This is a genomic window from Nocardia sp. bgisy118, from assembly GCF_057708605.1.
This window is the reverse complement of the sequence record NZ_JBYISM010000002.1, coordinates 89,749-108,649: the sequence shown is the minus strand read 5'-3', so window position 1 is coordinate 108,649 and position 18,901 is coordinate 89,749. Positions and strand designations below refer to the sequence as shown.

Here is an 18,901-nt window from a genome sequence, read left to right as displayed (position 1 = left end):
GCCTAAGTCTCGTTCGGACCGGGCGGTGTGCATTCGTCGGCAACGACTCCCGGTGGGGCCGCGTGGATTCGCCGTTCGGCGGATTCGCACAGGTAGACAGCATATTTAGGCTAGCCTGTCCTAGCCTTGTAGTGTCGGGTCTCGGGCCCGCAGCGAACGATGAGGGAAGGCGGCACCGATGGGGTTCAACCGACGGCAGCTTCTGCGTTCGAGCGTCGGAGTCGGCGCGATTCTGGTCGCGGCCGCGTGTACCGACGGCGCCGATCCCGGCGGCCCCGCGCGACGCGGCGGCACCCTGCGGGTCGGCGCGCTCGGCACCGCGGCGCGCATCGAGCGCGACCCGCACGCGAACCTGACCAACGAGAGCGATTTCCTCGTCACGTCGCTGGTCTACGACGCGCTGACGGTACCGGGCGTGGAGCCGAATACCGCTGCGCGCCTTGCGAGTTCGTGGGAGTCGGATCCGACGCAGCGGCGCTGGACGTTCACGATCGCCGAGGGCGCCACCTTCCACGACGGCGCCCCGGTGACCGCCGACGATGTGGTGTGGTCGCTGCGCAGACTGCGCTCGGTGGGCGGCGCGTCGAAGATGCCCGCCGCGGCCGAGGACATCGCCGCCGACGGTGCGAACCGCGTCGTGCTCACCGTCCCGGAGCCGAATACCCAACTGCCGCTGCTGGTTCGGCTGATGACGTTCACTGTGAGAAAAGACACTACGGACTTCGCCTCGGCCATCGGCACCGGACCGTTTCGGCTCGAGTCCTATCAGGGCGGCAATGCCAGGCTGGTGCGCAACGACAACTGGTACGGCGCGGGATCGGATCCGCGACTGCCGTTGCTCGACGCCATCGAGGTCACGATGTTCGAAAGCGTGACGGCACTGGGCAATGCGGTGCTGAGCGGGCAGATCGATCTGGCGTCCAATGTCGGCGCGATCGCGGGGCGCACCGCGGAGGGGCGCGGCGACCTGCGGGTGGTGCGGCGCGCGAACGACACGATGCTCGGCGTGGCGATGCGCACCGCCGACGGGCCGTTCGCCGATCCCAGGGTGCGCGCCGCGGTGCGGCTCGGCGTTGACCGCAAGTCGCTTGTGGATCAGGTGCATTCGGGCTACGGCACCGTCGCCAACGACATCCTCGGCACCGCCGACCCGCGCTACGACGCGAGCATTCCGCAGCGCACCCGTGATGTCGAACGCGCGAAAACCCTGCTGCGCGACGCGGGTTTCGATACGGGGCGCAGCTACCCGCTGGTGACGAAGCCGGAGGCGCCCGGTGAGGTGGAGTCGGCGAAGGTGATCGCCACTCAGCTCGCGGACATCGGCATCCGGCTCGACGTCGTCGAGCAGGAATCGAACGCCTTCTACGACCGGACCTGGTTGCAGGCCCCGCTCTACACCGTCTCCTGGGGCACCAACGATTCGACGATGTTCTACGCGAGCAGACTCATGGCGAGCGGCTCAAACCGCAACGAAACCGCCTTCCACGACGCCGAATTCGATTCCGCAACGGCCGCGGCTCTGGCCGCCTCCGATCCGGCTGAAGTCGAAAAGGCAAGCCGCCGTGTGCAATCGATTCAGCACGAGCGCGGCGGTTACCTGGTGTGGGGCATGGCAGACGGCGTCGACATCGCCACCGCCTCGGTGCGTGACCTGCCGGCCCTCGGCGGTTTCGGACGGGTGCAGCTCGAGCGGGCCTGGTTGGCGTGACGACCTTCGCCCGGCTCCTGCTCCGGCGCGTCGCCCTGCTGATCGCGCTGCTGGCGGCGGTCTTCGTGGCCGTGGATCTGTTGCCGGGCAACACGGCCCGTGCGGTGCTCGGCCGCGAGGCCACGCCGGAGCAGGTGGCGGCGAAGGAACGCGAGCTCGGACTCGATCGCCCGCTCGTCGTGCGGTTCGTGGACTGGATCTCGGGCGTGGCGACCGGCGATTTCGGCCGCACAGCGCGCGGCAGGTCGATCAACGAGCTACTCGCGGACAAGTTTCCGCCGACGTTGCTACTCGGCGGTCTCGCGCTCGCGCTGACGGTGCTGGTCTCGGTGCTGCTCGGCGCTTGGTGGGCGACGCGTCCGCGCGGCGCGGCGGCGCGGGTGTTGCAACCGGGCAGCACCGTCGCCGCGGCCATTCCCGAGTTCGTACTGGCGACGCTGCTGATCATGGTGTTCTCGCTGGCGACGGGCTGGTTGCCCGCGGTCACCATCACCGGTCGCTCCGGTTTCCCGGTGCGCGCGGACATGCTCGTGCTGCCCGTCCTCGCGCTGGCCATTCCGCAGATCGGCTGGAACACCCGGGTCGTGCGGGCGGCGCTGGCCGACGCGGCTCGCGCGCCGCATGTGGAAAGCGCGCTGCTGGATGGACTTTCGACGCCGCACGTGCTGACCCGCTATCTGGTGCCGTTCGCCGCGCCAACCATCGTGGCCAGCCTCGCCACCACCGTCGGCATGCTGCTCGGGGGTGCGCTGGTGGTCGAGACCATCTTCAACTACCCGGGCCTCGGCGCGGTGCTGGCCGGATCGGTGGCCGACCGTGACACGTCGGTGGTCGCGGCGGTGGTGGCGCTGTCCGGGGTGGTCATCATGCTGATGCTCGCCGTGGCGGACGGCATTCGGGCATGGTCGCTGCGGGGGCGACGATGAAGTCGCCGCTTCTGCCGAGTGATCGGATCGCCGACGGCGCGACGTTCGCGATCGGCGATTCTGCGTGGAGGGAGGGGGCGCGATGAGGCAATTACGGCTGCTGCTGCCCGCGCTGTCCGTGATCGTGTCCGCGGCACTGGGGCCGGCCCTCGCGCCGCGGCCCGCCGAGCAAGCGGTGGGCATACCGTTCGCCGACCCGAGCGCCGACGCCTGGCTCGGCACCGATCGGCTCGGTCGTGACGTGCTGAGTCATCTGCTGTACGGCGGTTGGGGTCTGCTGCTGCTCGCCGCCGTGATCGCGGTGCTGGTGACCGCGGTGTCGAGCGTGCTCGGCGCGATCGCGGCGCTGCGGCCCCGGGTCGGCGCGATGATAGAAACCGCGACCGATTTCGCGATGCTTGTTCCCGCGGTGCTCGGCATCCTGCTCGTTCTCACGACCTGGCCGGACGCGGGCATGTACGGGCTGATCGTGGTGGCCGTCCTGTTCGGAGTGCCCTACTGCGCACGGGTTTTCGCCGCGGGCGCGGCGGGCGTCGCGGCGAGCGGCTACGTCGAGGCTGCGCGAGCGAGCGGAGAAACCCTGGCCCACCTGGTATTCCGCGAGGTCCTGCCGAACCTGCGCGAGGTGCTCGCCGCCCAACTCGGACTGCGTTTCGTCGCCGCCGTCTACCTGGTCAGCACCGCGTCCTTCCTGCACCTGCCCACCACCCTCGGCGCAAGCAACTGGGCGGTCATGGTCCGCGACAACGCCTCTGGCATGTTACTCAACCCGTGGTCGGTGTTGGCTCCCAGCCTCGCCATCGCCATCGTGGCGGTCAGCGTGAACCTGGCGGTCACCGAATTCGGCCGGGGCACACGGGGATCGGCGCCGGTGGACGCGGTGAGCGTTCGATCGGGCACGGATCTCGAGGGCGGCCCTGATACAGGCTCCGGCCCGGCACCGAGCTCGATGCCGGGCAGCGTTGGTGCTGTGGCGAATTCGTCGTCCGAAGCATCGGCTCGGTTGACCACGGCGCCGACTCGGCTGACCGCGGCACCCGGCGATGGAGTCGACGGCAACGGCGCACATCCGGCATGGGATACGAGTTCGAGCTCCGAATCCGCGGCGGTCGCAGCCCATCCCGGTGATGTTGGTTGCGAGGCGGGTTCCGCGGCGTCGCTGTCGGCGGCCGAATCGTCGGTGCTGGGCGGCGTCGGCACTGACGCGAATTCGTCGGCTGCGGTAGCGGCTCGGCTGTCCATGACACCCCGCGGTGGAGTCGAACCGCCTGTCATCCCTGCCTCGAGCAACGGTGCGCGGCCGGCGCGGGGTGCCGGTATCCGAGAGCCGCACCCCATCGTGGTCGTGGACGGACTGCTCGTCCGGGGACCGACCGGACAAGAGTTGGTCGGGGCCCTCTCGTTTCGGATGCCGCCGGGCACGATCACGGCGCTCACCGGCCCGTCGGGTTCGGGGAAGACGACCGTGATGCGAGCGCTGCTCGGACAGTTGCCGTCCGGGGCGATTCGCGCGGCGGGCACGGTCACGGTGGCAGGACACGAGGTGTTCACACTGGATTCCGGTGCGCTGCGGCGTTTTCGGCGGACGGACATCACCTACGTCGGCCAGGACCCCGGCTCCGCACTGAACCCGCTCATGCGGGTGCGGACCCTGCTCGCCGAAGTCGCACGCGACCGCTCCGAGCCCGCTCTCCTCGAAGCCGTGCACGCGGTCGGTCTCTCCGTCGAGCACCTGCGCCGCCGCCCCGGCGAACTCTCGGGTGGTCAGCAACGCCGGGTCGCCTTGGCCAGAGCCTTGGTCCGTGGCACCGACGTCCTGGTGCTCGACGAGCCGCTGGCCGGTCTGCACGGCGCGCTGCGCACCGAAATCGGCAGTCTGCTGGTCGATCTCGCGAACCGCGGGACCACCATCCTGCTGTCCGGCCATGACACCGCCGCCATCCACGCCATCGCCGATCAGGTGATCGAGGTCGGCACGCATCCGGCAGCGTCTCGCTCGTCGCTGGCCTCCACCGCACCAGGCCCGAACGCGGCTGCCGTGTTCCCGTCGGCGGGCGAACGCACGCCCGAGGCTCCTGGCCACGACACCGGCGACGGTGGGCGGTCCGCACGCGCCGTCGTGGGCCCCACAGACGGAGGGTCGGCCACGGGCACACCGCAGTCACCCGACGGTGCGCCGCGCGAGGATGTTGCCGAGAAAGGGAACCACGCCGACTCCTCGGCTCGCGACGTTGGCGCTGCTGCGGACCGCGACGACCACGGTGGGGGCGCTTTCAGGTACGCCGTCCGCGCCGCCGCGGACGGCGAACATCGGGTATCCGAGCGCCCTGTCAGCCCCGCCATCGACAATCCACAACCCCAGATCGCCCTGCGCGCCAGCGGCATCAGCGCGACCATCGGCAGGCATCGCGCCCTCACCGACATCGACCTCGCGCTCACCGCGGGCTCCGCGCTCGCCGTCGTCGGCGCCTCCGGGGCAGGCAAGACCACCCTCGCCAGGGTGATCGCCGGTCTCCGCGCGGCCGAGGGCGGCGCGCTGGCGCTCGCAGGCACATCGATCGAACTCGGCGGGAAACGCCGGATCGGGCGCGGCGGCGACGGGATTCAGCTCGTTCCGCAGAACCCGATGTCGGCGCTCAACCCGCGCCGAACGGTCGCCCAGGCTCTCGACAGACCACTGCGCCGTATCGCGCGGGTCTCGAAAAGCGCGGCACCGCAGCGGATCACCGAGCTACTCGACGCCGTGGAACTGCCGACAGCGCTGGCGGCCAGGTACCCGCACGAACTGTCCGGCGGCCAACGCCAGCGGGTGGCGCTGGCCCGCGCCCTGGCAGCCGAGCCCTCGGTCCTGATCTGCGACGAGATCACCTCGGCCCTCGATCACGCGACAGCGGCCTCGATCATGGCCCTGCTGGACCGGATTCGCGCCGAACGCGGCACCGCAGTGCTGGTGATCACGCACGACATGGCGCTGGTCGCCGGGCACTGCGCCGAACTCGTCGTGCTGGATCACGGCCGGATCGTCGAATCCGGTCGCACCGCCGAGGTTCTCGCGAATCCCGCCGAACAGGCCACCCATGATCTGCTGGTCTAGACGACAGTGACGTCCGACACGCGGCGGCGCGCAATCGCCGGGGAGCACTCCGCCGGATCTGGATGATGGAATGGTGCTCCCGAAGAAGACCGGCATCATGGCCGTCGCCTTGGTGGTCCTGGCGCTCGCCGGTTGCGGCATCGGCCCCGACCTGCCGCCCATCCCGGAAGGCATCCCGCCAGGCCCCGGCGCCCCGCTGCCGCTGATCGATGTCGACGGACCGGGACGCACCGCGCTGCAACTGCGCGGCTGGGCCGGTGAGCAGGCAGGCACGCTCGGCATCCCGCCGGTCGCGCTGGAGGCGTACGGCTACGCCGCCGCGGTGATGGCCAGTTCGCGGCCCGGTTGCGGCATCGCATGGACCACGCTCGCAGGCATCGCCAGCGTCGAGAGCAAGCACGGCACCCACCGCGGTTCCGGCGTCGACGACCACGGCACCGTCGTTCCGCCGATCATCGGCATCCCGCTGGACGGCGCGCCCGGCGTCGCGCTGATCCGCGACACCGACGGCGGAAGACTCGACGGCGACTCGGTATACGACCGTGCCGTCGGCCCGTTGCAGTTCATTCCGGAAACCTGGAAGCGCTGGGGCGTGGACGCCAACGGCGACGGCGTGATCGACCCGCAGAACATCGACGACGCCGCCCTCACCGCGGCGCGCTACCTGTGCGCCAGCGGCGGCGACCTCACCTCCGAACGCGGCTGGCAACAGGCGCTGATGACCTACAACCAGTCCACCCGCTACCTGCTCACCGTCCGCGATCGCGCCGCCGCCTACAGCGTCGGCCGCCGCGTCTGAGCGTCGCGCGAGCCATCCCTCGGAGTGCCGGTTACCTCGGAGGCGGCGAGGACGCTAGGCTCGGCAGCGCACGGGCCCATCCGTGAGACCTACCGTGCCCGCAGCCGAAGGAGTGTCGTTTTCGTGGCCATCATCGAACAGGTCGGAGCTCGCGAGATCCTGGATTCGCGCGGAAACCCCACTGTCGAGGTCGAGATCGCCCTCGACGACGGCACGCTGACCCGCGCCGCGGTGCCCTCCGGCGCCTCCACCGGTGAGCACGAAGCCGTCGAGCTGCGTGACGGCGGCGACCGCTACCTCGGCAAGGGCGTGCAGAAGGCCGTCGAGGGCGTCCTCGACGAGATCGCGCCGGCCGTCATCGGCTTGGACGCGGTCGAGCAGCGCACCGTCGACCAGACGCTGCTGGATCTGGACGGCACCCCGGACAAGTCCCGCCTCGGCGCGAACGCGCTGCTCGGCGTCTCGCTCGCGGTGGCCCGCGCCGCCGCCGAGTCCTCGGGCCTGGAGCTGTTCCGCTACCTGGGCGGGCCGAACGCGCATGTGCTTCCCGTGCCGATGATGAACATCCTCAACGGTGGCGCGCACGCCGACACCGGCGTCGACGTCCAGGAGTTCATGGTCGCCCCGATCGGCGCGCCGACCTTCAAGGAGTCGCTGCGCTGGGGCGCGGAGGTCTACCACGCGCTGAAGTCGGTGCTGAAGTCCAAGGGCCTGTCCACCGGCCTCGGTGACGAGGGCGGCTTCGCCCCCGACGTGGCGGGCACCCGTGAGGCGCTCGACCTGATCAGCGTCGCGATCGCGAAGACCGGCCTGAAGCTCGGCACCGACGTGGCGCTGGCGCTGGACGTCGCGGCCACCGAGTTCTACACCGCGGGTACCGGTTACAAGTTCGAGGGCTCCGACCGCACCGCCGCCGAGATGGCGCAGTTCTACGCCGAGCTGCTCACCGCCTACCCGCTGGTCTCCATCGAGGACCCGCTGTCGGAGGACGACTGGGACGGCTGGGTCGCGCTGACCGACCAGATCGGCGACAAGATCCAGCTGGTCGGCGACGACCTGTTCGTCACCAACCCGGAGCGTCTGGAAGAGGGCATCGCCAAGGGCGCGGCCAACGCGCTGCTGGTGAAGGTCAACCAGATCGGCACCCTGACCGAGACCCTGGACGCGGTCGAGCTGGCGCACCGCAACGGCTACAAGACGATGATGTCGCACCGGTCCGGCGAGACCGAGGACACCACCATCGCCGACCTCGCCGTCGCGGTCGGCAGCGGCCAGATCAAGACCGGCGCTCCCGCGCGCAGCGAGCGGGTCGCCAAGTACAACCAGCTGCTGCGCATCGAGGACGCGCTGGGCGACTCCGCCCGCTACGCGGGTGACGTGGCGTTCCCGCGCTTCGCGTTCGAGGGCTGATAGCCGCGGTGCGAACGACGGGCCCGGAGGCGGCAGCCGGCGTAACCACGAAGGGCCCCGAGAGCACCGCAAATTAGATACAGGGGACGAGATGACGGAGCGACGTGCGCGCGGGACCAGTCCGGCCGGACGCGGGGACCGCCGCACGTCGCGTGCCGCTCGATCGCGCCCGAGGGCGGGCGCGGACACCGAGACCGCTGCCCGTCCCGCCGCGGCCAAACGCACGCGCAGACGCAGCGAGACCGCCGAGAAGGCGCAACCGCGCAAGATAGCCCCGCGCGCGGGCGGCGTGGACAAGCACGAGCGCACCATTCTCGGCCTGTCCACCGGCAAGGCCGTGATTCTGGCCGGCGTGGTGTGCGCGTTGGCGCTGACGCTGTCCGTGCCGATGCGCACCTACTTCAGCCAGCGCGCCGAGGCCGCGCAGCTGGCGCAGGAGCGCAGGCAGCTGGAGGCCGATGTGGCCAGGTTGCGGGATCGCCGTGCGCAGCAACAGGATCCGGCCTACATTCGGTCGGAGGCCAGGGATCGGTTGCGGCTGGTGATGCCGGGGGAGACGCCCTACATCGTGCAGGTGCCGGGCATCGAAGCCCCGCCGCGCCCCGCCGCGCCGCCGCGATCCAAGGCGCCCGACCCGTGGTACACGGATCTGTGGCGCACTCTCTCCGAACCGCAGCCGACGCCCGGCCTCGAGCCGCCGGCCGCGGGCTTGCCGCCCGCCGTCCCGCACCAGGAAGGACCCAGGTGACCGCACCGACAGACCGCGATCTCGAGATCATCGCCGAACAGCTCGGCCGTGCGCCGCGCGGCGTGCTCGCCGTCGCCTACCGCACCCCGGACGGGCTGCCCGCGGTGGTCAAGACCGCGCCGCGGCTGCCGGACGGCACCCCTTTCCCGACCTTGTACTACCTGACCGACCCCCGGCTGACCGCCGAGGCGAGCAGGCAGGAGTCGGCGGGCGTGATGCGCGAGATGACCGAGCGCCTCGCCGCCGATCCGGAACTGGCCGCGGCCTACCGCGCCGCGCACGAGAGCTACCTGGCCGAGCGGAACGCCATCGAATCCCTCGGTACCGATTTCACCGGCGGCGGGATGCCCGAGCGGGTGAAGTGCCTGCACGTGCTCATCGCGCACAGTCTGGCCAAGGGGCCGGGCGTCAACCCGTTCGGCGACGAAGCCGTGGCGCTGGCCGCCGAGCACGGACTGCGCGGGACCGCCATCCCGGCCGATTGGCCGAAGTACCCGCCGAAGGACGGAGCACAGCATGAGTGACCGGGTCGCCGCAGTCGATTGCGGAACGAACTCCATCCGACTATTGGTCGCCGACGTGCTCGAGGACGGTCGCCTCGCCGACGTGCACCGCGAGATGCGGATCGTGCGGCTCGGCCAGGGCGTCGACGCCACGGGCTCGCTGGCGCCCGAGGCGATCGAGCGCACCAGGGTCGCGCTCGCCGAGTACACCGGGCTCATGCGCGAGGCCGGGGTCTCGCGGGTGCGGATGGTCGCCACCTCGGCGACCCGTGACGCGTCCAACCGCGAGGACTTCTTCGCCATGGCCCGCGCCGAACTCGGCACCGTGGTGCCGGGCGCGGAGGCCGAGGTGATCACCGGCGACGAAGAGGCACGCCTCTCGTTCACCGGCGCTATCGGCGAATTGTCCAGCGCGGCAGGTCCGTTCGTCGTCGTCGATCTCGGCGGCGGCTCCACCGAGCTGGTCTTCGGCGACAGCGACGGCGTGCACGCCGCGTTCTCCGCCGACATCGGCTGCGTGCGCATCACCGAGCGCTGCCTGCCCGGCGACCCGCCCACCGCCGATCAGGTCGCCGCGGCCCGCGAATTCGCCGCCGAGCGACTCGACGAGGCCTTCGCCAAGGTGCCCGTCGAGAACGCGCACACCTGGGTCGGCGTCGCGGGCACCATGACCACGCTGGCCGCGGTCGCCCTCGACCTGCCCGAATACGACTCGGACCGGGTACATCTGACCGCGCTCACGCTGGACCAGGTCCGCGAGGTCTGCGACCGGCTGATCGGAATGAACCACGACGAACGCGCCGCGCTCGGCCCGATGCACCCCGGCCGGGTCGACGTGATCGGCGGCGGCGCCGTCATCACCGAGGTGCTCGCCTACGAACTCGCCCGTCGCGCGAACATCACCGAACTGATCGTCAGCGAGCACGACATCCTGGACGGCATCGCACTGTCCATCGCCTGAGCGCCCGCGCACGGCGCGAAAGGTGTTCGGCGGAAGCGATATCGGTGACGTGCGATGCCGCTCGATCAGGCGGGCGGTGACTCGATCATCAGCAGAGCGGCCGCCCGCAGGTCGGCGCGCGGCCCTTCGCCGTACAACTCGGTGAGGGCGATCTCGGCGATCATCGCGACCAGCAGGTGGGCGATCGCCGCGGGGTCCGGCCAGCCGAGGGCGACGAGGTCGGGCTCGATCGCCGCGGCGGCGAGCTGGTTGCGGGCGTGCACCTCGTCGAGCAGGTCGGTGTCGGTGCGCGACTGGGCGAGAAAGGCTTTCGTGCCCCGGGTGGCAAGGCACGCGTCCAGATAGGCGGCAACGCCCGCGCGCAGCCGCTCCGGCCCGGGCGGCAGGTCGGCGATCGCGGCGGCGACGGTCTGCGCCAGCTCGTCGTGGTAGCGGCGGTGCAGTGCGACGACGTAACTGCGCCGATCCGAAAAATGGTGGTAGAAGGTGCCTTTCGCCATTCCGGCGAGCTCGACCACCGCGTTGATCGATAGCCCGCGCAGTCCCTTGTCCTCGGCGACGCGCGCCCCCGCGGTCAGCAGGGCGGTGCGACCTGGCTCGGCCGGACGTGGCATGGGGGATCCTTCCTGTTGCCTCTTTCGCAGATCCTACCGACCCGCTACGGTGTGACCGACCGGTCGGTCACGACGGATCGACGGTACCCCACGAGGAGATCGACCATGCGAATATCCCGACGGTGGATCGCGGCACTGGCGACCGCCGTGGCCATGGCGGCCTGCTGGCCCGCCGGTTCTGCCACGGCCGAGGAATCGCCGACCTACAGCTATCTGTCCGGGCTCGCCGCCCAGCTCACCGGTCCGAGTCAACCGCCGCCGGGCGCCAACGACTGGTCCTGCCGTCCGACCGAGGCGCACCCGAATCCGGTGGTGCTGCTGCACGGCCTTAGTAACGACACCATCACCTGGAACACTCTCTCGCCCGTGCTCTCCGCCGCGGGCTACTGTGTGTTCTCCACGACCTACGGCACCGGCCCGCTCGGCCCGATCGGCGCCATCGCGCCCGTACCGGAGAGCGCGCGGCAGATCGCGGACTTCATCGATCGGGTACGCGCCGCGACCGGCGTCGCGAAGGTCGATCTCGTCGGCCATTCGATGGGCGGCGCGATCCCGTTCTACTACCTCAACCACCTCGGCGGCGTGCCGAATGTCGACGACTACATCGCGCTGGCCGCGCCGCTGCACGGATCGACGCTCAGCGGCACCGACGCGCTGTTCTCCTCGGTGCTGGACGCGCTCGGGGTGCGCGACGCGGTCGCCGAGCGGTGCGGCCCCTGTCAGGTGTCGCCGGGATCGCCGATGCTCGGCATCATCAACCCGGACCCCGCGATCGCGCCCGAGATCGACTTCACGACCATCGTCAGCAGATACGACCAGATCGCGACGCCCTACACCACCGGCCTGCTCGACGGCCCCAACGTGCGCAACATCGTCCTCCAGGACCTGTGCCCGACGGACTACACCGAACACTACGAACTCACGGCCGACCCGGTGACCGTGCGCGAAGTCCTGAACGCCCTCGACCCGGCCAACGCCGGGCCCGCCGACTGCGCGGTGGTGCTGCCCTACGTCGGGCCCTTGGGTCGATAGCGCTCGTCGGCGCGCCCCATGATGAGGGCGGCCAAACGGGACAGCGATTCGTGGTTGCGCGGCTTCAGCGCCACCCGCTGCAATTGACTCGGCAGCAGCGTCGCGGGCCCGCTCCTGGCGTACTCGGTCATCCTGATGTGTGTGGTGTGGGGCTGGATCTCGGTGAGCTCCAGCATGATTCGGGCCGAGCCGAACGGCCACAGCCGGGCCTCCAGCTCGATCATCCGCGGCGGATCGACATCGCGGACGGTGGTCACGTCCCGCGCGTTCAGCGGCCACAGGCCGACGCTGTGGTGGATTCGGGTGCCCACATCGGGCCAGCCGGGATCGACTTGCCGGATGTGCGATGCTCCGACCACCCAGCTGGAATACAACCAGCCGTCGGCCAGGGTCGCGAATGCCTGTTCGGGGTCGACCGGCACGGTCAGTTCGGCATCCAACATATGCGCCTCACTTCCTTCCGGCTCCGATTGTCACGTTGCTGGGTTCTCGCTCGTCCGCCTCTTTAGCGTAGGTGCGAACCGCTCGGGCCGCCCGGCAATGCGTGCGTGCTATCCCTGCCGTGCGTAAACGCGGCCCCAACGCCGAAGGTGAGGTGAGTTGCTGCACAGTTGCGGTTTGTGACAAGGTGCTGGGCATGTCCCAAGTAGTGGAATCCGAGCTGCCGATCCCGGCTCGGACTCTGTTCGGCCATCCGATCGGATTGGCCAACCTGTTCGGCGTGGAGCTGTGGGAGCGGTTCTCCTTCTACGGCATGGTCACGATCCTTGGGTACTACCTGTACTACTCGGTGGCGGACGGGGGTCTCGGTCTGCCGCAGAGCACCGCGGTCGGCATCGTCGGGGCCTACGGCGGTTTGGTGTACCTGTCCACCGTGCTGGGCGGCTGGATCGCCGACCGGCTGCTCGGGATGGAGCGGACCGTTTTCTACGGCGGCGTGGTGGTCATGGCCGGGCACATCGCCCTCGCCGTGGTGCCGGGACTGGCAGGCGTCGCGGCAGGCCTGGTCTTGGTGGCGCTCGGCAGCGGGGCGCTGAAGGCGAACGCCTCCTCGCTGCTCGGCACGCTCTATCCGAAGGACGACGCGCGCATCGACGGCGGTTTCACGCTCTTCTACCTGGGCATCAACATCGGCGCGTTCACGGGCCCGCTGCTCACCGGCCTGCTCCAGACTCGCCTGGGCTTCCACTACGGCTTCGGCGCCGCCGCCATCGGCATGGCGCTCGGCCTCAGTCAGTACGTGATCTTCCGGCGCAACCTCGGGACCGCCGGCCGCGAGGTGCCGAACCCGTTGCCGCGCAGCGCGATCGGGCGGATGGCCGGTGTGGTGCTCGGCGCGGCGGCGGCGGTCGCGGTGGCCTTCGCGACCCGGTTGGTCACGCTGGACAATCTGCCCGAGGCGACGACGGTCGTGATTGCCCTGGCCTCGCTCGGGTATTTCGCGGTCATGCTCACCAGCGCGAAGGTCGCGCCGATCGAACGCAGCAGGGTGCGGGCGTTCATCCCGCTGTTCCTCGCGAACGCGGTGTTCTGGTCGCTGTTCCAGCAGATCTTCACCGTGCTGGCCGTGTACTCCGACGAGCGGATGAACTGGAGCATCTTCGGTTGGACCGCGCCCGCCAGCTGGATCGGCTCGGTGGAGCCCGTCTGGATCATCATGCTCTCGCCGCTGTTCGCGCTGCTGTGGACCAAGCTCGGCAATCGCGCGCCGAGCACGCCGCACAAGTTCGCGCTCGGCGTCATCGGCATGGGCGCGGCGTTCCTGCTGTTCGTGCCGCTCGCGGGATTCGACGACAAGTCCGTGCCCGCGCTGGCGGTGCTGATGATCATGGCCGGGTTCGCGGTATCGGAACTGCTGCTCTCCCCGATCGGGCTGGCGGTGACCACCCAGCTCGCCCCAGAAGCGTTCCGAGCGCAAATGATGGCGTTGTACTTCTTTTCCGTCGGTATTGGTACGTCGATGTCGGGCGTTCTTGCTCGTTTTTACGCCCCTGGGCATGAAGTCGCCTACTTTGGCATCACCGGTGCCGTGGCGATCGCGGTGGGACTGATCGTCGCGGCACTGGGACCGTGGATCAGTCGCTACATGGCCGGCGTCCACTAGCAAACCGGCGGCACCCGGCAATCCCGGCGTCCTGCCTGAGCATGTTTAAGGAGAACACGTGGCGATTTCGAGCTCCTCTCGGCGAAATGGCTTGTTCCGCACCAAATCCGTCGAGCAATCGATTCGCGATACCGACGAGCCCGACTCGAAACTACGCAAAGATCTGACCGCCTGGGATCTGACCGTCTTCGGCGTCGCCGTCGTGGTCGGCGCCGGTATCTTCACACTCACCGCCCGCACCGCGGGAAACGTTGCCGGACCGTCGGTTTCGCTGGCCTTCGTGTTCGCCGCCGTCGCCTGTGGCCTGACTGCGCTGTGCTACGCGGAGTTCGCCTCCACCGTGCCGGTGGCGGGCAGCGCCTACACCTACTCCTACGCCACCTTCGGTGAGCTGGCCGCGTGGATCATCGGCTGGGACCTGATCCTCGAATTCGCGCTCGCCGTGTCGGTGGTGGCCAAGGGCTGGTCGCAGTACCTCGGGCAGGTGATGGGCACCGGGGCCGCAGTCGTCGACCTCGGGCCGGTCACCTTCGACTGGGGCGCGGTCACGCTCATCACGGTGCTCGGTGTGCTGCTCGCCGTCGGCACCAAGCTCTCGTCCCGGGTGTCGGCGATCGCGGTCGCGATCAAGCTCGCCGTGATCGCGGTGGTGCTCGTCGTCGGCGCGACGTACTTCGACAAGTCGAACCTCTCGCCCTACATCCCGCCTTCCGAGGCGGGCGAGGGCGGTCAGGGCATCCACCAGTCGCTGTTCTCCTTCCTCACCGGCGCCGGGAACAGCAACTTCGGCTGGTACGGCCTGCTCGCCGCGGCCAGCCTGGTGTTCTTCGCGTTCATCGGATTCGACGTCGTGGCCACCACCGCGGAGGAGACCAAGGACCCGCAGCGCAACGTGCCGCGCGGCATCCTCGGCTCGCTGCTGATCGTCACGGTGCTCTACGTCGCCGTCTCCCTCGTGCTCACCGGCATGGTCTCCTACACCGAGCTGTCCGGCGGCGACGCCACGCTCGCAACGGCTTTCGCGCTGCACGGCGCGGACTGGGCGAAGAACATCATCTCCATCGGCGCGCTCGCAGGTCTCACCACCGTGGTCATGGTGATGTACCTGGGGCAGACCCGCGTGCTGTTCGCCATGGCGCGCGACGGACTGCTGCCCAAGCGTCTCGCGCACACCGGCGCCAAAGGAACGCCCGTCCGTCTCACCGTCATCGTCGGCGTGGGCTGCGCGTTGCTCGCCGGTTTCGTCGACTTCGGCACCCTGGAGGAAATGGTCAACATCGGCACCCTGTTCGCCTTCGTGCTGGTCTCGCTCGGCGTGCTCGTGCTGCGCCGCACCCGGCCCGACCTGCCGCGCGGCTTCCGCGTCCCGCTGGTCCCGCTCATCCCGATCCTGGGCGTCCTGTCCTGCCTGTGGTTGATGCTCAACCTCTCGGTCGAGACCTGGTTGCGATTCCTCGTCTGGATGCTCATCGGCATGGTGGTCTACTTCGCCTACAGCCGCAGGAACTCGCTGCTCGGCAAGGCGCTCGCCGAATAGCCGCTGCTCGCCGTGCCCTGCCCACGAGCGGGGCACGGCGTATCCTGAACAACCCGTCCATCCCACAACCCGAGACCGGCCGCGCCACAATTCCGGTACAGCCGTACGAGTCGGTAGGCTGACCGAACGGCCCCTATAGCCCAATTGGCAGAGGCAGTGGACTTAAAATCCATTCAGTGTCGGTTCGAGTCCGACTGGGGGCACGAGACGAACGGCGAGGAGCAGGCGTGCCAACGATTGCGCGCCGGAGTGATGTACTGCGGGCTCTATGTCTCGATGTCGGCGGTTGAGTTGCGGCGGCTCCGGGCTCGAACCGACAGCGCGTGGGAATGCGAACCGCCGCAACGGTTTCCTCCTGCTGGAGTCCGAAGTCGTACCACAGATGCCGTTCGTCGGACTCTTCTCTGCCGAGGAGGCACATGACTTCTTGCCATAAGCGCGATTTGCGAGGCCTGTTCCACACAGCTCGGTGATGTCGGCGACCTACGGCAGCAGCGTGAAATTGCTCGTATGCAGAGGGCGAACTATGGAGAAGTGACGTCGATCCGTGGTGGCGATCTGCGTCAGATTTCGCCGCTCGGCTGTGGCGATCACCGAAGCATCGGCGGTCCCCAATGGTAGGTCGCGATACTTGGCGACAAGCTCGGCGATGCGAAGCCAGTCTGCTGCATGCACGGGCTCGATACTGAACAGGCCCTCGGCCAGGTCGCCGAGGAAGCGCACTTCGGCATCGGTGCCGAGGCGGGTGCCGATGAGGTAGACGGCCTCGGTGATGACCAGGGTCGGTATGACGAGTGGTCCGCGGTGAGTCTGCAGGAGTTCCAGGCAGGCTTGGTGGTGGGCATCGTCTGCGTCGACGTAGGCGTACAGCGGCCCGGCGTCGATGACGAGGGCGCTTATCGGTCCCACTCCTGGCTCAGGATCTCATCGATCCGGCTGGACACGTCCGAATGCCCGCTGTGCCCCGCGCCTGCGGCGCCGAACTGTCGCCGCCCGCCGCTCGGCATGGACAGGTACTGCGTGATCGCTTCGCGAGTCACCTCGGCGACAGTGATGCCTCGCCGCTGCGCCTCGTGGCGTAGGCGCTCGTCGAGTTCGTCGGGTAGCTTCACGGTAGTACGCCTCATGGTATGCCAGCATACCCTGCTGCTTCGGCAGCGTGTGATCTCTGTCGTTTTTTCACTCCGCCCGGTGCCGGTAACGCGGTTGCGGAAGACGTTCCGGCCGAACCGGTCATCGACTCCAAAACACTGCTCGCCGAACTGGTTTCGTCGGACGGCTCGAAGATCGTCTCCGGAACGATCGAGGGCCGCAATATCACTCTGCAGGTGTTCTCGGTCGCGATGAAGAAGAACACCGAACGGTGTCAACGCAATCGCCGCGAACTCCATGACCGCCACCGCGGCATTGCAGATGGCGGAGATGAAGCCGGGACTCTTCACGACCGTGGCCAGCTACAGCGGTTGCGCTCAGATCTCCGATCCGACCGGCCAGCGGTTCGTCAAGCTGGTCGTCGAGACCTACGGCGGGGGCGACACGGTGAACATGTATGGCCCCGACGACGATCCGGCATGGGTCGAAAACGACCCTGTGGTCAACGCTGAACGTCTGCGTGGAACGCAAATGTTCATTTCGACCGGCAGCGGCCTGCCGGGACCGCACGACACGATGGACAGCCAGTTCACGCTGAACAAGACGCCCTACGGTTTGGCCAATCAACTCCTCATCGGCGGCGTCATCGAGGCCGCGACGAACTGGTGCACCCATAATCTGCAGGATCGGCTGAGTCAACTGCAGATCCCCGCCACGTTCGACTTCGAGCCCACCGGTACCCACTCGTGGGGCTACTGGCAGGACGCTTTTCATCGCTCGTGGCCTATGTTGGCCGAAGGGCTCGAGCTTCCCGAGTAAGGCCCGACCTATCCGATACCAGCAGGCTGCCGTCGAAGCGGCGAGGACCGCCCGTGAAATTTGCGCCCAAGGAATTCGGGGCGCTGGTCACGGGCGGTTTTTCGTAACAGGGAGTCGCGTCCGCCGATTTCACAACCGAATCTCGGGAAACGGAAGGCGGGCCATGCGGATTTCCCTGAAAAGTGTTGTGGCGCTGGTTATCACATTTGTTTTGTGGACGATAGCCGGTGGTTTGGGTGGCACTGCGGTGGCGGAACCCGGCGGGCTGAAGCACTGTGAAGTGCGGCAGGGGCGGCAGTTTCCGACGGCGACTCCCGAGGAGGTCGGGGTGGATTCGGCGGCGCTGCGCGACGCGATCGCGGCGGCTGCGTCGCCGACCCGGCTGAACTTCAAGGTGTTTCGCAACAATTGCCTGATCGCCGCGGGGCCGCAGAACGAGCGGACCGGCGGATTGCCGTGGAATCTGTGGAGCGCGACCAAGAGCGTGGTCTCGCTGGTGGCCGGTATCGCGGTCGACGAAGGGTTGCTCGGGCTCGACGATCCGATCGGCGACTATCTGCCGACCGGCCTCGGCGACGCGGAGCACCGGGCGATTCGCGTGCGCAATCTGCTCACCGAGTCCTCCGGTATCGAGGTCGCGGTGGTGTCCGAAGGGGTGACCGGGTTGGGGCAGCTCGATCCCAATGTGGTCGCCCAGGCTTTGGCGATGCCGATCGAGTATCCGCAAGGCACGACGTTTCGGTACAGCCAGCGCGCCGTGGATCTCATCGCCTATGTGGTGCAGCAGGCGGTCGGCGAGGATTTTCAGGAGTATGCGCAGCGAAAGTTGTTCGATCCGTTGGGTATCCGGGCCGACCACTACTACTGGGCGCGTGATCGCAGCGGAAACACCTATGGCTACGCGCATCTGGTGATGGCGCCGGACGATTTCGCGAAGCTCGGTCTGCTGGTGGCCAATCGAGGACTCTGGGGAGAGGCTCAGGTCATTTCCGCGGAGTACCTGACGCACGCCGCCGAATCCTCGCCCGGAAACGAGTGCTACGGCTTCCTGTTCGTGGTCAACGGTCCCGGTTGCGGTCCGGAATTTCACGGTCTACCCGCCGACGCGCTGAAGATGAGCGGCATGATGCGCCAGGACAACTACATCGTCCCGAGCCTGAACCTGCTGGTCAGCTGGACCGGGTTCACCGTGCCCGGTGATGTCGGCTTCGCGTACCAGGTGCTGCGCCCCCTCGTCGGCGCGTTCCGCGAACCGGCGCTGCCGGACCCGGGGCCGTTCGTCCCGCTGCCCGACGTCAGCATCACCGACCCGATGATGACCAACCCCGACGCCACTCTCGCCGCGCTCGGACTCGGGCCCTTCGCCTATCCGGGCTGCGATCCGATCACCTGCCTCGGCAAGCCGTTGCCGCCGCCGTTCGCGGACTGGCCGGTGGGTTGCTTCGTCGTGGGATGCTCGACGCCTACGCCCGGGCGGCGGTAGGTGCTGTCGCTGTCGGGTCGACGCAGCGTCGAGTCCGCCACTACCGAGGTCGGTACCGATGTCGAATCGAG

General features: G+C 68.7%; 17 protein-coding genes and 1 tRNA gene. 14 read left to right on the top strand and 4 right to left on the bottom strand.

Going from position 1 to position 18,901, the window contains the following annotated elements; all coding sequences use genetic code 11:
- Positions 1-178: 178 nt before the first annotated feature.
- The 8 genes from AC3EO7_RS02760 (at position 179) to AC3EO7_RS02725 (ending at position 10,149) form a co-directional block, all read left to right on the top strand.
- On the top strand, positions 179-1,708 hold the full coding sequence (locus AC3EO7_RS02760) for an ABC transporter substrate-binding protein (protein WP_435590368.1): 1,530 nt from the start codon (positions 179-181) through the stop codon (positions 1,706-1,708).
- Positions 1,705-2,634, top strand: a complete 930-nt coding sequence (locus tag AC3EO7_RS02755) for an ABC transporter permease (protein WP_435590367.1) — start codon at positions 1,705-1,707, stop codon at positions 2,632-2,634. The genes AC3EO7_RS02760 and AC3EO7_RS02755 overlap by 4 nt, the downstream gene beginning before the upstream one ends.
- Before the next feature lie 82 nt (positions 2,635-2,716).
- Entirely contained in the window at positions 2,717-5,728 is a 3,012-nt protein-coding gene (locus AC3EO7_RS02750) for an ABC transporter ATP-binding protein/permease (RefSeq protein ID WP_435590366.1), read from the top strand.
- Positions 5,729-5,798: 70 nt separating this feature from the next.
- Positions 5,799-6,527 carry a lytic transglycosylase domain-containing protein gene (locus AC3EO7_RS02745; RefSeq protein WP_431964777.1) on the top strand — a complete coding sequence of 243 codons (729 nt, stop codon included), beginning with the start codon at positions 5,799-5,801 and terminating at the stop codon, positions 6,525-6,527.
- A gap of 123 nt (positions 6,528-6,650) precedes the next feature.
- Positions 6,651-7,937, top strand: coding sequence for a phosphopyruvate hydratase (eno, locus tag AC3EO7_RS02740; RefSeq protein WP_357452379.1), 1,287 nt, complete (start codon positions 6,651-6,653; stop codon positions 7,935-7,937).
- A gap of 91 nt (positions 7,938-8,028) precedes the next feature.
- Entirely contained in the window at positions 8,029-8,685 is a 657-nt protein-coding gene (locus AC3EO7_RS02735; protein ID WP_431964774.1) for an FtsB family cell division protein, read from the top strand.
- A complete protein-coding gene (locus tag AC3EO7_RS02730; RefSeq protein WP_431964772.1) occupies positions 8,682-9,209 on the top strand; it encodes a DUF501 domain-containing protein in 528 nt (175 codons plus the stop codon). The genes AC3EO7_RS02735 and AC3EO7_RS02730 overlap by 4 nt, the downstream gene beginning before the upstream one ends.
- Positions 9,202-10,149, top strand: a complete 948-nt coding sequence (locus AC3EO7_RS02725; protein WP_431964770.1) for a Ppx/GppA phosphatase family protein — start codon at positions 9,202-9,204, stop codon at positions 10,147-10,149. Before AC3EO7_RS02730 ends, AC3EO7_RS02725 begins: the two co-directional genes overlap by 8 nt.
- Positions 10,150-10,214: 65 nt before the next feature.
- Here AC3EO7_RS02725 and AC3EO7_RS02720 read toward each other — a convergent pair whose 3' ends face one another.
- Entirely contained in the window at positions 10,215-10,763 is a 549-nt protein-coding gene (locus tag AC3EO7_RS02720; protein WP_435590365.1) for a TetR/AcrR family transcriptional regulator, read from the bottom strand.
- A 105-nt stretch (positions 10,764-10,868) separates the two neighbouring features.
- Between AC3EO7_RS02720 and AC3EO7_RS02715 the strand changes: the two genes are divergently transcribed.
- Positions 10,869-11,795: an esterase/lipase family protein gene (locus tag AC3EO7_RS02715; protein ID WP_431964766.1), complete on the top strand. Its 927-nt coding sequence runs from the start codon at positions 10,869-10,871 to the stop codon at positions 11,793-11,795.
- Here AC3EO7_RS02715 and AC3EO7_RS02710 read toward each other — a convergent pair.
- Positions 11,771-12,238, bottom strand: a complete 468-nt coding sequence (locus AC3EO7_RS02710; protein WP_431964764.1) for an SRPBCC family protein — start codon at positions 12,236-12,238, stop codon at positions 11,771-11,773. The genes AC3EO7_RS02715 and AC3EO7_RS02710 overlap by 25 nt on opposite strands.
- Before the next feature lie 194 nt (positions 12,239-12,432).
- Between AC3EO7_RS02710 and AC3EO7_RS02705 the strand changes: the two genes are divergently transcribed.
- From AC3EO7_RS02705 to AC3EO7_RS02695, 3 genes are all read left to right on the top strand, one after another.
- On the top strand, positions 12,433-13,899 hold the full coding sequence (locus AC3EO7_RS02705; RefSeq protein ID WP_435590364.1) for a peptide MFS transporter: 1,467 nt from the start codon (positions 12,433-12,435) through the stop codon (positions 13,897-13,899).
- Between the two features lie 58 nt (positions 13,900-13,957).
- The gene (locus tag AC3EO7_RS02700; RefSeq protein WP_435590363.1) at positions 13,958-15,436 is read left to right on the top strand and encodes an amino acid permease; all 1,479 of its coding nucleotides are present in this window, start codon (positions 13,958-13,960) and stop codon (positions 15,434-15,436) included.
- Between the two features lie 129 nt (positions 15,437-15,565).
- Positions 15,566-15,639, top strand: a tRNA-Leu gene (locus AC3EO7_RS02695).
- A gap of 280 nt (positions 15,640-15,919) precedes the next feature.
- Here AC3EO7_RS02695 and AC3EO7_RS02690 read toward each other — a convergent pair.
- Together AC3EO7_RS02690 and AC3EO7_RS02685 are read right to left on the bottom strand one after the other, a co-directional pair.
- On the bottom strand, positions 15,920-16,345 hold the full coding sequence (locus AC3EO7_RS02690) for a type II toxin-antitoxin system VapC family toxin (protein ID WP_431964758.1): 426 nt from the start codon (positions 16,343-16,345) through the stop codon (positions 15,920-15,922).
- Complete coding sequence (locus tag AC3EO7_RS02685) at positions 16,333-16,563, bottom strand: ribbon-helix-helix domain-containing protein (RefSeq protein WP_435590362.1); 231 nt, start codon at positions 16,561-16,563, stop codon at positions 16,333-16,335. Before AC3EO7_RS02685 ends, AC3EO7_RS02690 begins: the two co-directional genes overlap by 13 nt.
- 262 nt (positions 16,564-16,825) lie before the next feature.
- Between AC3EO7_RS02685 and AC3EO7_RS02680 the strand changes: the two genes are divergently transcribed.
- Positions 16,826-17,347: an alpha/beta hydrolase gene (locus tag AC3EO7_RS02680; RefSeq protein ID WP_488186254.1), complete on the top strand. Its 522-nt coding sequence runs from the start codon at positions 16,826-16,828 to the stop codon at positions 17,345-17,347.
- Positions 17,348-17,675: 328 nt separating this feature from the next.
- Positions 17,676-18,830 (top strand): serine hydrolase domain-containing protein, encoded by a 1,155-nt coding sequence (locus AC3EO7_RS02675; RefSeq protein WP_435590361.1) that lies wholly within the window; start codon positions 17,676-17,678, stop codon positions 18,828-18,830.
- The last annotated feature ends 71 nt before the right edge of the window (positions 18,831-18,901 follow it).